The sequence below is a fragment of the Streptomyces sp. NPDC048644 genome, from assembly GCF_043199105.1.
In the GTDB taxonomy this organism is placed as follows: Bacteria; Actinomycetota; Actinomycetes; order Streptomycetales; family Streptomycetaceae; genus Streptomyces.
Window position 1 is genome coordinate 495375 of record NZ_JBICVO010000001.1, and the last position, 17134, is coordinate 512508.

Annotated in this window: 17 protein-coding genes; 9 read left to right on the forward strand and 8 right to left on the reverse strand. The window is 73.1% G+C overall.

All coding sequences use genetic code 11. The features are described from left to right. The first annotated feature begins 64 nt into the window (after positions 1-64). Both ACGFNI_RS02195 and ACGFNI_RS02200 read left to right on the forward strand, forming a co-directional pair. Positions 65-1633, forward strand: a complete 1569-nt coding sequence (locus tag ACGFNI_RS02195) for a sialate:H+ symport family MFS transporter (protein ID WP_393679754.1) — start codon at positions 65-67, stop codon at positions 1631-1633. Between the two features lie 83 nt (positions 1634-1716). Further along, on the forward strand, positions 1717-2355 hold the full coding sequence (locus tag ACGFNI_RS02200; protein WP_393679756.1) for a hypothetical protein: 639 nt from the start codon (positions 1717-1719) through the stop codon (positions 2353-2355). Between the two features lie 52 nt (positions 2356-2407). Here ACGFNI_RS02200 and ACGFNI_RS02205 read toward each other — a convergent pair whose 3' ends face one another. Both ACGFNI_RS02205 and ACGFNI_RS02210 read right to left on the reverse strand, forming a co-directional pair. Then, entirely contained in the window at positions 2408-3490 is a 1083-nt protein-coding gene (locus ACGFNI_RS02205; protein WP_393679757.1) for a sugar ABC transporter substrate-binding protein, read from the reverse strand. A 158-nt stretch (positions 3491-3648) separates the two neighbouring features. Then, positions 3649-3906 (reverse strand): hypothetical protein, encoded by a 258-nt coding sequence (locus tag ACGFNI_RS02210; RefSeq protein ID WP_393679759.1) that lies wholly within the window; start codon positions 3904-3906, stop codon positions 3649-3651. 66 nt (positions 3907-3972) lie between these two features. On the opposite strand from ACGFNI_RS02210, the gene map reads away from it, so the two are divergent. Next, positions 3973-4830 (forward strand): type I methionyl aminopeptidase, encoded by an 858-nt coding sequence (gene map / locus ACGFNI_RS02215; protein ID WP_393679761.1) that lies wholly within the window; start codon positions 3973-3975, stop codon positions 4828-4830. A 127-nt stretch (positions 4831-4957) separates the two neighbouring features. Next, entirely contained in the window at positions 4958-5629 is a 672-nt protein-coding gene (locus ACGFNI_RS02220; protein ID WP_393679762.1) for a heme oxygenase (biliverdin-producing), read from the forward strand. A gap of 46 nt (positions 5630-5675) precedes the next feature. On the opposite strand, the gene ACGFNI_RS02225 is transcribed toward ACGFNI_RS02220, so the two are convergent. Beyond that, positions 5676-6368 (reverse strand): PhzF family phenazine biosynthesis protein, encoded by a 693-nt coding sequence (locus ACGFNI_RS02225; protein ID WP_393679764.1) that lies wholly within the window; start codon positions 6366-6368, stop codon positions 5676-5678. A 171-nt stretch (positions 6369-6539) separates the two neighbouring features. Here ACGFNI_RS02225 and ACGFNI_RS02230 point away from each other — a divergent pair, with 171 nt between their 5' ends. Beyond that, a complete protein-coding gene (locus ACGFNI_RS02230; protein ID WP_393679766.1) occupies positions 6540-6854 on the forward strand; it encodes a hypothetical protein in 315 nt (104 codons plus the stop codon). Positions 6855-7028: 174 nt separating this feature from the next. On the opposite strand, the gene ACGFNI_RS02235 is transcribed toward ACGFNI_RS02230, so the two are convergent. Then, the gene (locus tag ACGFNI_RS02235; protein ID WP_393679767.1) at positions 7029-8597 is read right to left on the reverse strand and encodes an HtaA domain-containing protein; all 1569 of its coding nucleotides are present in this window, start codon (positions 8595-8597) and stop codon (positions 7029-7031) included. 65 nt (positions 8598-8662) lie between these two features. Beyond that, positions 8663-10051, reverse strand: a complete 1389-nt coding sequence (locus ACGFNI_RS02240; RefSeq protein WP_393680328.1) for an HtaA domain-containing protein — start codon at positions 10049-10051, stop codon at positions 8663-8665. Positions 10052-10299: 248 nt separating this feature from the next. Between ACGFNI_RS02240 and ACGFNI_RS02245 the strand changes: the two genes are divergently transcribed. The 4 genes from ACGFNI_RS02245 to ACGFNI_RS02260 all read left to right on the forward strand — a co-directional run bounded on the left by ACGFNI_RS02245 (position 10300) and on the right by ACGFNI_RS02260 (position 14525). Then, positions 10300-11385, forward strand: coding sequence for a hemin ABC transporter substrate-binding protein (locus tag ACGFNI_RS02245; RefSeq protein ID WP_393679769.1), 1086 nt, complete (start codon positions 10300-10302; stop codon positions 11383-11385). 31 nt (positions 11386-11416) lie between these two features. Next, positions 11417-12520 (forward strand): FecCD family ABC transporter permease, encoded by a 1104-nt coding sequence (locus tag ACGFNI_RS02250; RefSeq protein ID WP_393680329.1) that lies wholly within the window; start codon positions 11417-11419, stop codon positions 12518-12520. Continuing rightward, a complete protein-coding gene (locus ACGFNI_RS02255) occupies positions 12517-13368 on the forward strand; it encodes a heme ABC transporter ATP-binding protein (RefSeq protein WP_393679771.1) in 852 nt (283 codons plus the stop codon). The genes ACGFNI_RS02250 and ACGFNI_RS02255 overlap by 4 nt, the downstream gene beginning before the upstream one ends. A 164-nt stretch (positions 13369-13532) precedes the next feature. Then, a complete protein-coding gene (locus ACGFNI_RS02260; protein ID WP_393679773.1) occupies positions 13533-14525 on the forward strand; it encodes a hypothetical protein in 993 nt (330 codons plus the stop codon). A 63-nt stretch (positions 14526-14588) separates the two neighbouring features. Here the strand turns inward: ACGFNI_RS02260 and ACGFNI_RS02265 are convergent, their stop codons facing one another. From ACGFNI_RS02265 to ACGFNI_RS02275, 3 genes are all read right to left on the reverse strand, one after another. Then, a complete protein-coding gene (locus tag ACGFNI_RS02265) occupies positions 14589-15332 on the reverse strand; it encodes a bifunctional DNA primase/polymerase (protein WP_393679774.1) in 744 nt (247 codons plus the stop codon). A 164-nt stretch (positions 15333-15496) separates the two neighbouring features. Further along, complete coding sequence (locus ACGFNI_RS02270; protein WP_393679776.1) at positions 15497-16093, reverse strand: TetR/AcrR family transcriptional regulator; 597 nt, start codon at positions 16091-16093, stop codon at positions 15497-15499. Positions 16094-16164: 71 nt separating this feature from the next. After that, positions 16165-17115 (reverse strand): small ribosomal subunit Rsm22 family protein, encoded by a 951-nt coding sequence (locus ACGFNI_RS02275; protein ID WP_393679778.1) that lies wholly within the window; start codon positions 17113-17115, stop codon positions 16165-16167. Positions 17116-17134: the final 19 nt, after the last annotated feature.

Genomic DNA, 17134 nt, shown 5'->3' on the forward strand with positions numbered 1-17134 from the left:
CGGGCCGCGGCCCCCATCCCGTAGACCGCGCTCGACGGCGAGCGTCCGGCACTCTGGAGTCACCGTGCACCCTTCGCACAAGGCGTCCCTCCCGTGGTACCGGGAGGTGAGCCGCACCCGGTGGAAGGCGTTCTTCGCCGCCTGGATCGGCTACGTACTCGACGGTTTCGACTTCGTCCTGATCACCCTCGTACTGACCGAGATCAGCGAGGAGTTCGACCTGAGCACGGCGGCGGCTGCCAGTCTGATCTCCGGCGCCTTCATCACCCGCTGGCTCGGCGGCGCGGTGCTCGGCGCGCTCGGTGACCGCTTCGGGCGCAAGCTGTCGATGGTGGCGAGCATCCTGCTCTACTCCGTGGGCACCTTCGCCTGCGGATTCGCCTGGGACTACACCAGCCTGTTCGTGGCGAGGCTGCTGATCGGCATGGGGATGGCCGGTGAGTACAGCGCCAGTGCGACCTACGTCCTGGAGAGCTGGCCCGCCCGCGTCCGCAACCGCGCCAGCGGCTTCTTGATCTCCGGGTTCTCGATGGGCTCGGTGCTCGCCGCCGAGTGCTACAAGTGGGTCGAACCGGCGCTTGGCTGGCGCTGGATGTTCTACCTCGGCCTCGCGCCGATCCTCGTCGCCCTGTGGGTGCGGCGTTCGCTGCCGGAGGCCGAGGAGTGGAGTGCGGCGGTCGCCGGGCGCGCGGCCAAACCCGATCCGTTCCGGCCGCTGTTCGCCACGCCGCGGCGGGCCACCGCCAACGTGCTGGTCACGGCGGTGGCGACGGCGGCGCTCTTCGGGGTGTTCACGCCGGTGGGTGCGGGCGCGGTGCCGCTGCTCGCGGTGGTCGGCGGCCTGGCCGTCGCCGCGCTCGCCGTGCAGCTCGGCGGGCGCCGCGGCTGGGTCCTGTACCTGTCGCTGATCGTGACGGTCTTCGTGGCGTTCCTCTACTCCTGGCCGATCCAGGGGCTGCTGCCGACGTACCTCAAGACGGAGCTGCACTACAGCCCGTCGGAGGTGACCCAGGTGCTGTTCTTCGCGGGCTTCGGCACCATGGCCGGCTGCTGTCTGGCCGGTTTCGTGGGGGACCTGATCGGCACGAAGAAGGCGTACGCCCTCACCCTGATCGCCTCGCTCGTGTTCGTCTTCCCGGTGTTCGCCGTCTCCGGCAACCTGCTGCTGCTCGGCGCGCTGCTGTTCGTCCTCCAGGCGCTGAGCTTCGGCATCTCCGGGCTGCTGCCGCGCTACATCGGCGGGCACTTCCCGACGTCGAGCCGCGGCGCCGGGCTGGGCTTCACGTACAACGTCGGTGCGCTGGGCGGCGCGGTGGCGCCGGTGCTGGGCGCGCACCTCGCGGAGGGCAGGTCGCTGGGCGGCGCGCTGGCCGCGCTGACCTTCGCCGGCACGATCCTGGTGGTGCTGCTGGTCGGCTTCGACGTGCCCGCCCGCCTCAACCGGCTGATGAGTCCCGGCAGTCCACGCGACCATCTGGCGGACGGGCCGCGCACGGAGGGGACCGGCGGAGCAGACGCCACGGAGGCCACGGAGGCCACGGACGCCACGGACGCCACGGACGCCACGGATGCCACGGATGCCACGGATGCCACGGACCTCGGCAACTCCCGGGAGAGCGCGGGCAGTTCCTGACCGCCCCGGGCCGGCGTCCCCTTTCGGGTGACGCCGAGGGGATCCGCCGTGCCGGCCCCGGCCCTGCGACAGGATGCCGGGCCATGGATGCCGTACGGGTCGCGCTGCTGCGCGAGGTCCTCGCCACCACCGAGTGGGTGCAGTCCACCCGCCGCTTCGCCGGGGCGCTGCGCGCCTCGGTCGCCCCGCACGGCGGCGGGCTGCTGCTGGTCGGCAGCGCCGCGTACGAGCCCTGGCACCTGGCCGCGCACCTCGACGACGAGGCCGCCTGGTCGGGGCTGCCCGAGCTGTCGCCGACGCTGGTGCGCCACCGCGTACCGAGCGGCGGCCCGGCCCATCTGTCGGTGGGCATCGGCCGGCTGGCGTCCGCCGGGCGCGGCGCGACGCTGCTGGTCGTCTCGCCGGGGCAGCCGGGCGCCGGACTCCTGGAGCGGGTGCACGACGCCCGGCGCAACGGCGCGACGGTCCTGGCGCTGGACGGCGGCGACCGCGAGCTGCACGCCCTGGCCCACGACGCGCTGGCCGCCCCCGCCCCCACCGGCGACCGGGCCGGTGACGACGGCGAGCAGCCTCACCCCCTCGACCTCGACACCGTGCAGCACCTGGTCAGTGCCGCGGCCGGCGAGAACAGCCTGCCGGCACCGCGCAGGCACCGCCGCTTCCGTGACCGGCTGGCCCGGCTCGCGGACGAGCTGACCGCGCCACCGCCACCGCGCTGGTGAGGCCGGGCGCACCCGGCGGGGGCGGGCGTGCCCCTGTCCGCCGGCCCGAACCCTAGGAAATTCCCAGGGACTTGCACGCCGCCTTGAGGTCCTCGGTGCAGATCAGGTCGGCGCGGACGGCGCCGTCGCGGATCACGGTGTCCTGCATGGTGTTCCGGGTGACGATCTTCGCGCTGAACAGTTTGGCGGGAATACCGGATGCCCTCTTGCCGGTGACGGTTGTCGGGGCCAGGGACGTGATGCTCTTTCCCTGGAGGAGATTGACGGCGATGTCGCCCGCGGTCTGGGCTTCCGGCCTGACTTCTTTGTAAACGGTGAAGGACTGAGTGCCCTTCAGAATCCTTTGCAGGGCGGTGAGTTCGGCGTCCTGGCCGCTGAGCGGAACGTTGCTCACACCGGCCGACTTCAGTGCGTCGGCGATACCGCCGGCCATTCCGTCGTTCGCCGAGTAGACCGCGTCGAAACCGGCCGGGCCGAGGTTCTTGACGGCCTCGGTCATTTTCTCTCCGGCCTTGCTCGCCGACCAGCCGGTGATGTCCCGCTCGTAGACGATTTTATGGACCTTGTGGTCAAGGACGGCGTGCGCGCCCTTCTTGAAACCCGGGGAGTTCGGGTCGGCGGGCGAGCCGTTCAGCATCACGACGTCGGCGGTGGCGGCGCGGGATCCGAGTGCCGCCACGAGGCCCTCGCCCTGGAGGCGGCCGATCTTCTCGTTGTCGTAGGAGACGTACGCGGCGACCTTGCCCTCGGCGAGCCGGTCGTAGGAGACGACCTTGACGCCCTTCCTCGCCGCCGCGTCCACCCAGGTGCCGGCGGCCTGCGCGTCGACCGGGTCCAGGATGATGACCTTGACGCCCTTTTTCACCAGCGCGTCGAACTGCTGCCGCTGGGCATCCACGCTCGACTTGGCGTTGTGGTAGTCCAATCGGCATTCGAGGCAGCGGGATGCGACCTTCGACGAAATGATGCGGCGGTCGAAATCCTCGTAGCGGGACGCCTTGTTCTCCGGCAGGAGCAGACCTATGGACTTCTCGGACGCCCCCGCTTCCTTGTGATCACTTCCGCAGGCGGCCAGGGGCACCGCGAGGGAAAGTGCCATCGCGCCGGTGAGTGTGCGACGTAGTGGTGCGTTCATTTCAGTTTTCTCCCCCTGGGGCCGCCGGAACGGCTGAAGTGAACGTCACCGCCACCCGCATCGTCAAGAATCGAAGCAATAACGATACACACCAGCAATTTACGTTGACGCTACAAATAGAGGGACCGAGCGGCCCTTAGGGGATCCGCCCGCGGTCGCTACGGAGCGTCCCGCTTGCCGTCGCCTTCGTCGCCGCTCCCGCCGCGCTTGTCCTGCTCGTGCCAGCGCGGGTCGGTCTCCCATTCCAGGTTCCGCTCGCGGGCCGTCTCCATCGCGTGCGCGGCCTCCTCGCGGCTGGCGTAGGGGCCGAAGCGGTCGGCGGCCCGGCATTCGGGGCCCTCCTCGACCTTCTGGTGCCGCAGGCAGTAGAACCATTCGCCGGGCCTGCTTTCCGTACGCCTCTTGAACAGCGCCATTGCCGCCTCCTGTGGTCCGTCCTGTGCCGCCATCCTGCCCGATGGCCCGCGGATACACTCGCTGGCATGTCTGGCCAGTCGCTTCTCGCCCCGGGGGACATCTCCCCCACCCGCCCCGTCCCCGCCTCGATCCCGCGCCCCGAATATGTCGGCAAGGCCGCGCCCACGCCCTATACGGGGCCCGAGGTGCAGGACGCCGACACCATCGAGCGGATGCGGATCGCCGGCCGGATCGCCGCGCAGGCGATGGAGGAGGCCGCCAAGCTCATCGCGCCTGGTGTGACCACGGATGAACTGGACCGGGTCGCCCACGAGTTCATGTGCGATCACGGCGCCTATCCCTCCACGCTCGGCTACCGCGGTTTCCCCAAGTCGCTGTGTTCCTCGCTCAACGAGGTCATCTGCCACGGCATCCCCGATTCGACCGTCATCAAGGACGGCGACATCGTGAACCTCGACGTGACCGCGTACATCCACGGTGTGCACGGTGACAACAACGCCACCTACCTGTGCGGCGACGTGGACGAGGAGTCCACGCTGCTCGTCGAGCGCACCCGTGAGGCGCTCAACCGCGCGATCAAGGCCGTCAAGCCGGGCCGCCAGATCAACATCATCGGCCGGGTCATCGAGTCGTACGCCAAGCGGTTCGGTTACGGCGTGGTCCGGGACTTCACCGGCCACGGCGTCAATTCCTCCTTCCACTCCGGTCTGATCGTCCCGCACTACGACAGCCCGCACCACACGACCGATATCAAGCCCGGCATGACGTTCACGATCGAGCCGATGCTGACGCTGGGCTCCTACGACTACGACATGTGGGACGACGGCTGGACGGTCGTGACCAAGGACCGCAAGCGGACGGCGCAGTTCGAGCACACCCTGGTCGTCACGGAGACGGGGGCGGAGATCCTCACGCTTCCCTGACGGCGGCCCGGGGTAAAGTTTTACCGACAGCGCGTCGGGAACAGGTTGACTTAGGTAAACCTAAGTAGTTAGGTGAGCCTACCTCGACCTGTTCCTTTCCGCTCCCCTCGGTCCCCGGAGGCCAGCCGTGGAAGCACCCAGCCCGAGCACGCCCACCCCGTTCTCGACGCTCATCCGCACCGCCTCGCACGAGCAGCACACCGAGGCCGAGAACTCCTCGTTCATGAGCGACCTGCTGAGCGGCCGGCTCGGCGTCCCCGCCTACCGGCGCTACACCGAGCAGCTGTGGTTCGTCTACCGGGCGCTGGAGGACACCTCCGGGACGCTCGCCCAGGACCCGGTCGCCGGGCCCTTCATCCGCCCCGAACTGGCCCGCACCGCCGAGCTGGAGCGCGACCTCGCCCACCTGGGCGGCCCGTCCTGGTCCGCGGGCCTTGAGCCGCTGCCTGCCACCGCCGCGTACGCCGACCGCATACGGCAGTGCGCACGCGACTGGCCCGCCGGCTACGTCGCCCACCACTACACCCGCTACCTCGGCGACCTCTCCGGCGGCCAGATCATCCGCGGCACCGCGGAGAAGACCTGGGGCTTCGACCGCAAGGGCGACGGCGTGCGGTTCTACGTCTTCGATGGCATCGACAACCCCGCCGCCTTCAAGCGCGAGTACCGCGAGCTGCTGGACGCCCTGCCGGTCGACGACCTGGAGAAGCAGCGGGTGATCGACGAGTGCAAGCGCGCCTTCACCCTCAACAGCGCGGTCTTCCAGGAGCTGGGCGCGCAGTTCCCGCTGAGCGCGTAGCGGCGGCCGGGTCCGCGGGCACCGGTCCGGCGCCCGCGGGTCCGCCCTACGGCGCCTCGGCGCGCACCCGCCCGCCGACCGCGACGCTGCCGTCCGGGTACAGCCGGGTGAGGATCTGCGACGCGGCCCCCTGGCGGACGTCGAGCGAGCGGCCGAGCCGGTGGGTCAGCAGTATCGCGGCGGCGCCCGTCGCCTCGTCCTCGTCCGTGTCGCCCACGCGGCGCGGGAAGCCCCTGGCCCGCACGGTGCCCGCGGTCTCGTCCTGCCAGGCCCAGGCGTACAGCCAGCCCTCACCCGGCGGCGGCGCGGGCAGCGCGTCGACCTCGGCGGCCGACGCGTACCGCTCGGTGCTGCGCCCCGTCACCCACTCCGGGCGCCCGCGCACCCAGACCGTTCCCTCATCGGCCGCCCCGCCTCCCGCCGCCCCCTCGTAGAAGACGGTCACCTCGCCGGCCGGCGGGCGCAGGGTCAGGGGCGGGCTGCCGAGGCTGCGCAGCAGCCAGGCGAGCCCGACGAGCGGGTGTCCGGCGAAGGTGAGGCGGACGCTCGGGGTGTGGATGTCGACGGTGCCGCGCTCGGCGTCGTCGAGGAACACCGTTTCGCTGAAGCCGAGTTCGGCGGCGAACGCGGCCCGCGCCGCCGGGTCGGGGAGGGCGGCGCCGTCCCGTACGACACCCAGCGCGTTGCCTCCCGACCCGTCGGGGCCGCAGAACACTCGGAGCACTTCGTAGGCGGTCATCCGGTCATTGTGCGCACCGCGGGGGCCGCGCGCCCCGGCCACCCTCACCACCCCGCACAGCAATGTGACGCAGGCCACATGATGCGGTGTCATACGGCGCGGGGGGCTCGGCCGTGTGCAGGGGGAAGGGCTCGCAACGGAGCCCTGAACCACGGGGAAAGGAACCACCCAATGCGTAACAGGCGAATCATCACCGGCGCCTTCGCCGCCGTCGCCCTGGCGGTCGCCGGGCTGGGCACGACCCAGGCCAGCGCCGCACCGGCCACTCCGGCCGCCGCAGCCGCCGCGACCGCTCCGGCCGCCGTCCACGTGCAGCAGCAGAAGCCGATGGACGGCCCTCCCGGAACCGTGTGGACCGGGAAGAAGTTCTGGACGCTCAGCGGCTGCCAGGAGGCCGGCACCGATCTGGTGAGCTCCGGCAAGTGGGCCGACCCCTTCTGCGACGGCGGGGGCCTGCAGTACGACCTGTGGGCGCGCCCCCTGTAAACGACGGGTGAGCTGCCGGGGATGACGATCCTCGCGCAGCGGCACCGACGGAGGCGGCACCTCCCCCGCGCGTGATCCGCGGCCGTGCGGGGCGGGCGCCGCCATCGAAGCTCACGACCGGTGGAGCCGGACGGTCGCCCAAGGGCGGCCCGGCTCCACCGGTTTCTTCGTGCCCTAACGTGCGGCGCGGCGCCGGGTGGCGTAGGTGGCGGCGGCGCCCGCGACGACCAGGGAAGCGGCCGTGCCGATCAGGGCGCCGACGGGGGCCGGTGAGCCGGTGGCGGCGAGGGAGCCGCTGCGGAAGCCGGGGGCGCCGTCCGACGCGGCGCCGGTGCCGGCCGTTCCGGTGTCCGAAGTGCCGTCGCCCGCGCCGCTGTTGCCGCTCGGGAGGGCGGCGTCGCCATCCAGGGACACCGCCAGGGTGACCGGGTCGAGGGTCTCGCCCTTGCGGTACATGTTGTCGAACGCCTTGGCGCCGGCGGCGGTGAGGGTGGCGGGCACCTTGTCGAGCGTGACGATGCCCTTGGCCGGTTTGAGAGCGCCGGAGGGGACCTTCAGGTCGGCAACCGGCATCGCGTCGGTGGTGGTGACCTTGCCGGATTCCCGGGACTTGGCGGAGACGTCGGCGATCAGCGTGCCCTTGGTGCCGGCGACCTTGACCTTGAGGTCGCTGAACTTCATGTCCAGGGCGCCTGAGTGGGCCAGGAAGCGGACGGAGCCGTGGAAGGCGGCGTTCATCGCGGCGGTGTCGTGCGTGCCGTGGCCTTTCGGGAAGCGGTAGCCGGCGCCGGATGCCGTGGCGCCGCCGGACAGTTCGGCCTTGCCGTTGCCGATCGGCCCGGTGACGTAGTCGCGGAAGGATTTCTTGACGCCCCAGTCGAGGGTGCCGTCCACGATCGCCGGGGATGCGGCGGGGGCGGATGTGGCGGCGCGGGCCGGCTTGTCGCCGGGCACGGTGCCGGTCCTGTCGGCGGACCCGGCGGCGGGCTCGGTGTCGGACCCGGCGGCGGACTCGGTGGTGGACCCGGTGGCGGACCCGGCGGCGGGGCGTCCGGCCGGCCGGTCCGACGGCTGGGGTGCGGGCCGTGTCGGGGCCGGGGTGTGGTCCGGGCCGGGTGCGGGCTTTCCGGGGGCGGTCGCCGGGGTGAAGGACAGGGTGGCCGGGTCGAGTTCCTGGCCCGCCTTGTACATGCCGTTGAACGCCTTCGCGCCCTCGGCGGTCAGCTTCGTCGGGATGCCGGCGAAGGTCAGCGCGCCGCCCGTGCCACCGCCCGGCTTCACCCCGCTCAGGTCGAGGGAGGCGAGCGGCACGTCGTCCTGCGTGCTGCCGGACGCGGTGACGTCGGCGGTGACGGCGCCGCCGGTGCCCTTCGTCGCCACCTTCAGGTCGGCCAGCTCGATGTCGAAGCCGTGCGCCTTGGAGGTGAAGCGGACGGAGCCGCGGAAGGTGGCGGCGACGGCGTGGCTGCCCTCGTCGTAGGTCCCGGTGCCGCCCTTGAAGGTGAACGCGCCGTTGTCCTGGGCCTGTTCGGCACCGCCGGTGGTCTCGATCGTGCCGAGCGCGATGCCGGTGACGTACTTACGGAAGGACTCCTTCACACCCCAGGTGAGGGTGCCGTCCTTGAGGTCGGTCCGTGGGGTCGCGGAGTGTGCGTCGGCGGCGAAGGCGGTGACGGGGAGACCGAGCGCGGCGGTGGTGGCGAGCGCCGCTGCGAGGGCGAGGGGTCTGCGGATGGCGGGCATGGTGACGTCTCCTTCTGTGAGGCGTGCGGCGGGACGGTGACGGGGGAGAAAGCGGAAGGCCCGGGTCAGGCTTCGGGCGGGGCGGCGGCGCGGCGGCGACGGGTCCGCAGGACGGCGAAGGCGGCTCCGGCGGCGATGACGACGGCGCCGCCCGCCAGGGACAGCGGCAGGGCCGCGGACGAGGTGCCGTCATCGGCCGCCTTCGCCGTCCGCTTCCCCGTCTCCGCCGTCGGCGTCAGGGGCTTCACCGGGTCGCTGCCGAGGTCGGGCAGTGCGGGCAGCCAGGCGCCCGCCTCGACGGGGACGGCGAGCGAGACCGGGTCCATCGCGGTGCCCGCCGGGTACAGGCCGGCGAACGCCTTCGCGCCGTCGGCCGTCAGCTTCGCCTGGGCCTCCTTGACGGTGATCAGGCCGTCGCGGGGCCGCGGTTGGCCGGCGTGGAAGGTGACCAGCGGCGTCTTGCGGTCGGTATGCCCGCCGGTGGTGACGTCGGCCGCGAGGGTGCCCCTGCCGTCCTTCACGCTGACCGTGACGGCGCTCAGGGCGAGGTCGAGGTGGCTGCCGGTGAAGCGGAGGGTGCCGCTGAAGCGCGCGTCGACGGTGTGCCGTGCCGCGTCGTAGACGCCCTTGCCGTGGGGGAAGCGGAAGCGGGCGCCGCCGTCCTCGGCGTCGTCGCTCACCCGCCAGCGGCCCTGCGCGACGGGCCCGGTGACGTACTCGCGGAAGGTGCGGCGCACGCCCCAGTCGACGGCCGCGCCGCTGAACTTCCCGTCGGCGGCGCCCTTGTGCGCGTCCCCGCCCTCGTCCCGGGTGGCGCCGTCCGCGCCGTCGCCCGGCTTGCCGCCGGTGCGGACGTCGGCGGAGAGGCTGACCGGGTCGAGCGGGGTGCCGGCGGTGTAGTAGCCGGCGAAGGCGCGGGCGCCCTGGGCGGTGAGGGTGGCGGGGAGGCGGTCGAGTGCGATGGGGGTGGCGCCGCCGCGGGTGTCGAGGCCGCCGACGCCGAGGGTGGCCAGCGGCACCCCGGCGGCCGTGGTGACCTCGCCGGAGCCCTTCGCCTTGCTGGTCATGTCGGCGTAGAGGGTGCCCTTGCCGCCGGAGATGACGACGCGGGGACGGCTGATGGTGAGGTCCAGCCGGTAGGAGCCGTCGGGTGTGCGGTGCCCCGTGAAGTGCACGCCGCCTGAGTAGCCGGCGGTGACGGCGCCGCTGTCCGGGTCGTAGCTGCCGCTCGCCGAGTGGAAGCGGAAGCGGCTGCCGACGGTGGCCGCGCCGTCGGTGAGGCGGCAACTCCCGTGCGCGATGGGCCCGGTGACGTAGGACTGGAAGGAGGTCTTGATCCCCCAGTCGAGGCGCCCGCCGGCCAGCGTGCGGCCCGCCGCCTGTGCCTCGCCTGCCGGGAGGAACGCGCTCGCCGCGCCGGCCAGCAGGACGGCGCCGAGCGCGACGGTGACCATCCGCAGCAGCGCGCGCCGCAGGCCGTGGCAGGCCAGGCGGGTGCGGTGGCGGACCGGGCCGCGGGCGGGGCGGCGTGCGCGGTGGGCGACGGGGTCGGCGGCCGGTCGGAACGGCAGCATGAGGCACCCCTCCAAGGGGTAGTTATTTAGGTAAGGCTAACCTAAGCTAACTCCGCTCGTGGGGGAACCCGGACTCCTCACGAAATCGCCGGCATCCGGTCAACCGGCCTCCAGAGAAAGGCGGGACAGTGACAGCACCCCACCAACGGCCGCCGTGGCGCCCCGGAATCCGGCTGCGCGCCGCGTCCGGCGCGGTGGCCATCGCGCTCGCCCTCGTCGGCTGTTCGGCCGGAGCCACCGGAGCGGGCGGCCCGTCACCGGCCGCCACAGCGGCGGGGAAACCGGCCGCCGACCGGGTCGAGCCGCTGCCAGGCCCCGCCCCGAAGGCCGTCCTGCCGGCGACCGTACGTTCCGCCGACGGCCACCGGGTGACGGTCCGCAAGACCGGCCGGATCGTGCCGCTGACCGGATCGCTCTCCGAAATCGTCTTCAGCCTCGGACTCGGCGACCACGTGGTGGCCCGCGACATCACCGCCACCTTCGCCCAGGCGAAGAAGCTTCCCGTGGTGACCCGCGCCCACGACGTATCGGCCGAAAACGTGCTCTCGCTCAAGCCCGACGTGGTGCTCGCCGACACCTCCACAGGGCCGGCCGAAGCCGTCGGGCAGCTCCGCGACGCGGGCATCCCGGTGGTCGTACTGCGCCCGGCCACCGCGCTGTCCGACGTCGGCCGGCGCATCACGGAGGTCGCCGCGGCGCTCGGGGTGCCGAAGGCGGGGGACGCCCTGGCCTCCCGTACCGACGCACGGATGACGGCGGCTGAGCGCGGCGTCCCGCACCGGGACGGCGCTCCGGCCGGCCGGCCCCGGGTCGCGTTCCTGTACCTGCGCGGATCCGCGTCCGTCTACCTCATCGGCGGCGCCGGATCCGGCGCCGATGCGCTGATCGAGGCGGCCGGCGGCATCGACGCGGGCAAGGCGTCCGGGCTGACGAAGGACTTCACGCCGATCACCAGTGAGGCGCTGGCGAAGGCACGCCCCGACGTCATCCTCGTCATGGCCAAGGGCCTGGAGTCGGTCGGCGGGGTGGACGGTCTGGTGAAGATTCCCGGCGTGGCCGAGACACCGGCCGGGATGGACCACAGGGTGGCGTCCGTCGACGACGGCGTACTGCTCAACTTCGGCCCGCGCACGGACCAGGTGCTGCGCTCGCTGGCCACGCAGATCCACGCGGGGCCCGCCGGATCCGGGCAGCCGCACGTCAGGGGCGAGTGACGTGCCCGCACCGCCACGGGACGGCGCGGACCTGAAGCCCACGGCGGGCGGTCCTGCGCCGGAACAGGACCCGGCGACGGCGGATACGGCGCGCACACCGCCCGCCGCCCGCCCCCGCACCCTCGTGCTCACCATCGGGCTCACCGCCGCCCTGCTGCTCGCCGCGCTGCTGTCCGCCGGATCCGGCGCGTACGACATCCCGCCCGGCGACGTCTTCAGCTCGCTGCTGCACCAACTGCACCTGGGCGGGGGCGCGTTGGACCGGGTCGGGGAGAGCGTGCTGTGGCAGGTCAGGCTGCCGCGGGTGGTCCTGGCGGTGGCCGTCGGCGGCTCGCTCGGCTGCGCGGGCGCCCTGATGCAGGGGGTGTTCGGCAATCCGCTGGCCGAACCGGGGATCATCGGGATCTCCTCAGGCGCGGCGGTCGGCGCGGTCGGCGCCCTGGCCCTGGGGCTGACGTTCCTCGGCAACTGGACCGTGACGGTCTGCGCGTTCGCCGCGGGGCTGCTGACCGTGCTGGCCGTCTACCTGCTCTCCCGCTCCGGCGGGCGCACCGAAGTGGTCACGCTGATCCTCACCGGCATCGCGGTGAACGCCTTCGCCGGCGCCCTGATCGGCCTGTTCCTGTTCACCGCCGACACCGCGCAGCTCACCCAGATCACGTTCTGGCAGCTCGGTTCGCTGGCCCAGGCGACCTGGCCGAAGGTGCTCGCCGTCCTGCCGTGCGCGGTGGTGGGTCTGGCGGTGGCGCCGCGGTACGCGCGGCGGCTCGATCTGCTGGCGCTGGGCGAGCGGCCCGCCCGGCATCTGGGGGTGGACGTCGAACGGCTGCGTCTTGCGCTGGTGCTGGTGGTCGCCCTGCTGACGGCGGCTGCGGTGGCGGTGGCCGGTGTCATCACGTTCGTGGGGCTGCTGGTGCCGCACCTGCTGCGGATGGCGGCGGGGCCTGGGCACCGGTTCCTGATCCCGGGCAGCGCGCTCGGCGGGGCGCTGGTGCTGGTCGTCGCCGACCTCGCGGCGCGCACCCTCGCGCAGCCCGCCGAGCTGCCCCTCGGGGTGCTGACCGCGCTGTTCGGCAGCCCGTTCTTCTTCTGGCTGCTGCGCAGGACCCGTCGCAGGCAAGGGGGTTGGGCATGAGCGGCATCAGGGGTGTGGCCGGGAAGCTGTTCCCGCGGCGGAGCAGGCGGCTGCCCGGCGCGGCGCCGGCCGGCGCGGTCTGCGCGCAGGCCGTGGGGCTCACGGTGCGGCTCGGTGGCCGTACGGTGCTGCGCGAGGTGGATCTGACCGCGCGGGCCGGTGAGGTGCTGGCCCTCGTCGGGCCGAACGGCGCGGGCAAGTCGACGCTGCTGGCCGCGCTCGCCGCCGATCTGCCCGCCGCCGCGGGCGCGGTGCGGGTGGACGGGCGGCCGGCCGGTGACTGGTCGGCGGCCGAACTGGCGCTGCGCCGCGCGGTGTTGCCGCAGTCGGCGGCGCTGTCGTTCCCGTTCGCGGTGGCGGATGTGGTGCGGATGGGCCGGGCGCCGTGGGCCGGTACGCCGGCCGCGGACGGGGACGACGCCGCGGTGGCCGCCGCGATGGCGGCGACCGAGGTGGACGGCTTCGCCCGGCGGCCGTTCGCCGCGCTGTCCGGGGGTGAGCGGGCCCGGGTCGCGCTGGCCAGGGTGCTGGCGCAGCGCGCACCGCTGCTGCTGCTCGACGAGCCGACCGCCGCGCTCGACCTGCGTCATCAGGAGCTGGTGCTGGGGATCTGCCGGCGCCGGGCGGCGGCAGGTGACGCGGTGGTGGTGGTCCTGCACGACCTGGGTCTCGCCGCGGCGTACGCGGACCGGGCGGCGGTGCTGCACGAGGGGCGGCTCGCCGCGCAGGGGCCGCCGGGCGAGGTGTTCACGGCGGAGTTGCTGTCGCGGGTGTACCGGCAGCCGGTCGAGGTGTTCGGGCATCCGCGGACCGGGGTGCGGCTGGTCCTGCCCCGCCGCCCGGCGTGACCTTGCCGTTCGCCCGGGTCCGACGGTGCTTCAGGTCACGGTGTGGGCGCGGTATCAGGTCCCCGCCCCCACCGGCTTCCCCGCCCCCGGTAGGGTTGCGCCGAATCGTGCCACCCCGGCGGCCTCCGTGTCCGCCCCGGTCGCCCCGAAGGAGCCCGAGCCCCATGACACGCAGGTCGCCGTTCCGGGTGCCCGCCACACTGACGTCGGCAGCGGCGGCACTGGTGATATTGAGCGGGTGCATGACGGTGCACGGCGAGCGGGAGATCGTCCCTGCGGTGTCGAAGGCCGAGGCCGCCAAGGCGCTCCAGCACTTCACCGACGGCTTCAACAAGGCCAACCGCACCCTCGATCCGAAGGTCAACGCCTCCTACGAGGCGGGGGCGTTGCTCAGCATCGACGAGGCGGGCATCAAGGCCGCCCACGCCACCCGGCCGCAGGGCAACCCCAACTTCCCCGCGCTGACGCTGAAGGACGCGCACTTCACGGTGCCCAAGCAGGCGGGCTGGCCGAAGTCGTTCCTGGCCGACGCGGTCAGCAACCGCAAGGACCGCGGCGGCAACTACACCCGCTGGTTCCTGGTGTTCAGCCGGGACGCCGTCGACGCGCCCTGGCGTGCGGTGTACCTGTCGACGCTCCCCGACAACAAGGTGCCGGAACTGGCGCGGGACGCCGACGGCTACGCCGAGGCGGTACCCGCGGGGGACGGTCCTTCCGGCCTGGCGGTGGATCCGGACAAGCTCAGCCGGAGTTACACGGACTACCTCAAGACCGGCGAGGGCGAGCTGTTCGCCTCCGGGCCCGACACCGACCTGCGGCGCCGCGACCGGGCCGCCAAGTCGCACACGGTCGGCGCCCGAATCCAGTGGGTGGACCAGCCGGCCGACTTCCCGCCGGTGGCGCTGCGGACGAAGGACGGCGGGGCGCTGGTGTTCTTCGCGAGCTACTACCACCAGCAGAAGACGGTGTTCAAGGGCTCGACGATGAACGTGTCGGCTGCGGTGCAGGGCGTCATGGCCAAGCCCGTGAAGCAGGCCAGCAAGATCACTCTGACGTATCTGACGGGGCAGGCGGTCAAGGTCCCGGCGAAGGACGCGTCCGGCAAGATCGAGGTGCTGAACCTCATCGAGGCGCGGACATCGGCGCGGGTGCCGTAGGCGGCAGCCGTACGGGCCTGCGGCGGGTGCCGTGGGACCGCCCGTGTCCGGCGGTCCTGGGTGTCAGCGGCCGATCGGCCAGGCCGCCGTCTCGTGGTCGGGGGTGCGGTCGATGAACTCCGCGCAGGCGTCGGTCAGGGTTTCCAGCAGCGTCAGCGGGTCGGGCAGCGGCAGCTCGGGCCCGCGCAGCCAGCTCACGTCGGGCTGGTCGCCTGGCAGCCGCGAGGGCGGCAGCAGGACGTAGCTGCCGCGGCAGTGCCAGCGCAGTCCGGGGTGCTCGTCGAGGGTCTCCGGGTGGCAGTCCAGCTCGCAGGGCCACCACTCGTCCTCGTCGTCCGGGGTGCCGCGGGTGGCGGTGAAGAAGAGCATCCGGCCGTCCCCGAAGCCGGCGCCGCTGAGGGTGACGGGGCCGACGTCCACACCGGCCGCGTCCAGCCTGCCGAGTGCGCTGCGGCCCGCTTCGACGGGGACGTCCAGCACGTCGTGGGCGATGCCGGTGGCGGTGACGAAGTTGGCGTCGGGGAGGGTGCGGATCCAGGCGGCGACCTTGTCGCGGTCGGTGCTGGCGACGGTCTGCCAGCCGAAGGAGACGGGATGGCGTCCGGGGGTGGGACAGCCGATGCGTTCGCAGGAACAGCCGTAGCCGGACGGGTGCGCGGCGGGGGCCACCGGGAACCCCGCGTCGGCCGCGGCGAGCAGCAGGTCCTCTCGGCCGCGGGCGGCCGTCGATCCCGTGTCCGTATCGCCGCCGTCCGATCCGCTCTTCGGCCGGCGCAGCCACTGGGAGAACCTGCTCTTGCGTTCCATCTATCCCCTCACTTCGAGCGGTGGTCTGGGATCAATGCTGCCACCATCCTGCGCTCCGGGTGACCGGTGTCCCGATCCGGGGCGGGATCGCACCCGGCGATTACGGTGGATTCCCGCTCATCACCGGCAGGCTGGACGGGCCGCCCGGCCCTCAGGCGGCCGGGTCACCGCGGTGGCCGCAGGGCGCGCAGTACCAGGTCGACGAGGGTGTCGGTGTAGGCGTGGGTCAGTTCGCCGGTGCGCATCAGCCAGCGCTGTGAGAAGGGACTCAGCAGCAGCTCGGCGGCGATCCGCGGGTCGGTGTCCGGGGCGATGTGGCCGGCGTCCCTGGCCGCGCGGAACCGGTCGGCGTAGACGGCGATGCCGGGTTCGAGGAGGCGGGTGACGTAGGCGCGGGACAGTTCCTCGTCGTTGGCGCCGGCCGCCGCGAGGGCGCGGTAGGGGGCTTCGAAGGCGGGGTCGTTGAATTCGTCGGCGGTCGCCCGCAGGACGTGCTTGAGGTCCGCTTCCAGGTCGCCGGTGTCCGGCAGGGCGGCGCCGTAGTCGTCGACGCCGTCGGTGAACGCGTCCAGCAGGACGGCGGCCTTCGAAGGCCACCAGCGGTAGATGGTCTGTTTGCCGACGCCGGCCCGCGCGGCGATGCCCTCGATGGTGAGCCGGGGGTAGCCGACCTCGCCGACCAGGGAGAGGGCCGCGTCGAAGATCGCCCGGCGGGAACGTTCACTGCGGCGGGAGGCGTCGGGTGCCGTCTTGGGGGCCATGGAGTGATCCTAGCGACGCATGAGGCGAGACGTATCGTCTTCACGGAGTGGGCCCCGGACGGGCCGCCCGCTCAGGACCAGTCGTCGCCCCAGGACGCGTCCCTGGCCGCCCGGTAGCCGTCGCCCTGCCGCTTGGTGACGGTGGTGCGGCGCAGCCCCTCGTCCGCCGTGCACAGGTCCAACAGCACCTGCCCCTTGCGGAGTTGGGGCTTGCGGACGATGCGGGCGGGGGCCGGGGACGCGGGCAGCCGGGTCGCCGCGACATAGCTGAACTTCTCGTCCTCGTACGGCAGGGTGCCGCCCTTCACCTGGCGGTGCAGGGACGAGCGGCTCACCCGGGCCGCGAAGTGGCACCAGTCGTCGCCCGGGACGATCGGGCAGCGCTCGCCGTGCGGGCAGGGCGCGACGATCCGCAGCCCGGCCGCGGCCAGCTGTTCGCGGGCCTCGCGGATGCGGAGGTACCCGGCGGGTGTGCCGGGTTCGATCAGGACGACGGCCGGGGCGGCGGACGCGGCGGCGACCACCGAGCGGCGGGCCTCCGGGCGCAGCTCGCCCAGCACGTAGGAGACGGTCACCAGGTCCGTGCCGGCCGGGACGGTCAGCCCGTCGCCGATCACCTGCCGGTGCCATTCCGTGTCGGGCAGCGTGCCGGCCGCCAGCTCGCGGCCCAGGTCGAGGGCGGGCTGCGCCCAGTCCAGGACGGTGCTGCGGTGGCCCTGCCAGGTGGCGGCTGCGGCCCAGGTCGCGGCGCCGGTGCCGCCGCCGATGTCCACGTGGGTGGCGGGCGAGAAGTCCGGCAGCCGGCCGGCGAAGGCGGTCAGCGCGGCGCGTACCGCCTCGTACGTCGCGGGCATCCGGTAGGCGGCGTACGCGGCGACGTCCGCGCGGTCCCTGAGCACCGGGGCGTCGGTGGGGGTGGTGCCGCGGTAGTGGGTGATCAGCCGTGCGGTGGCCTGCGCGGCCTGCTTGGGCGGCAGGCCGTCGAGCAGGCCGGCCAGGGCGGCGCGCAGTTCCTCGTGCATGCGGCCAAGTTTACGGCCC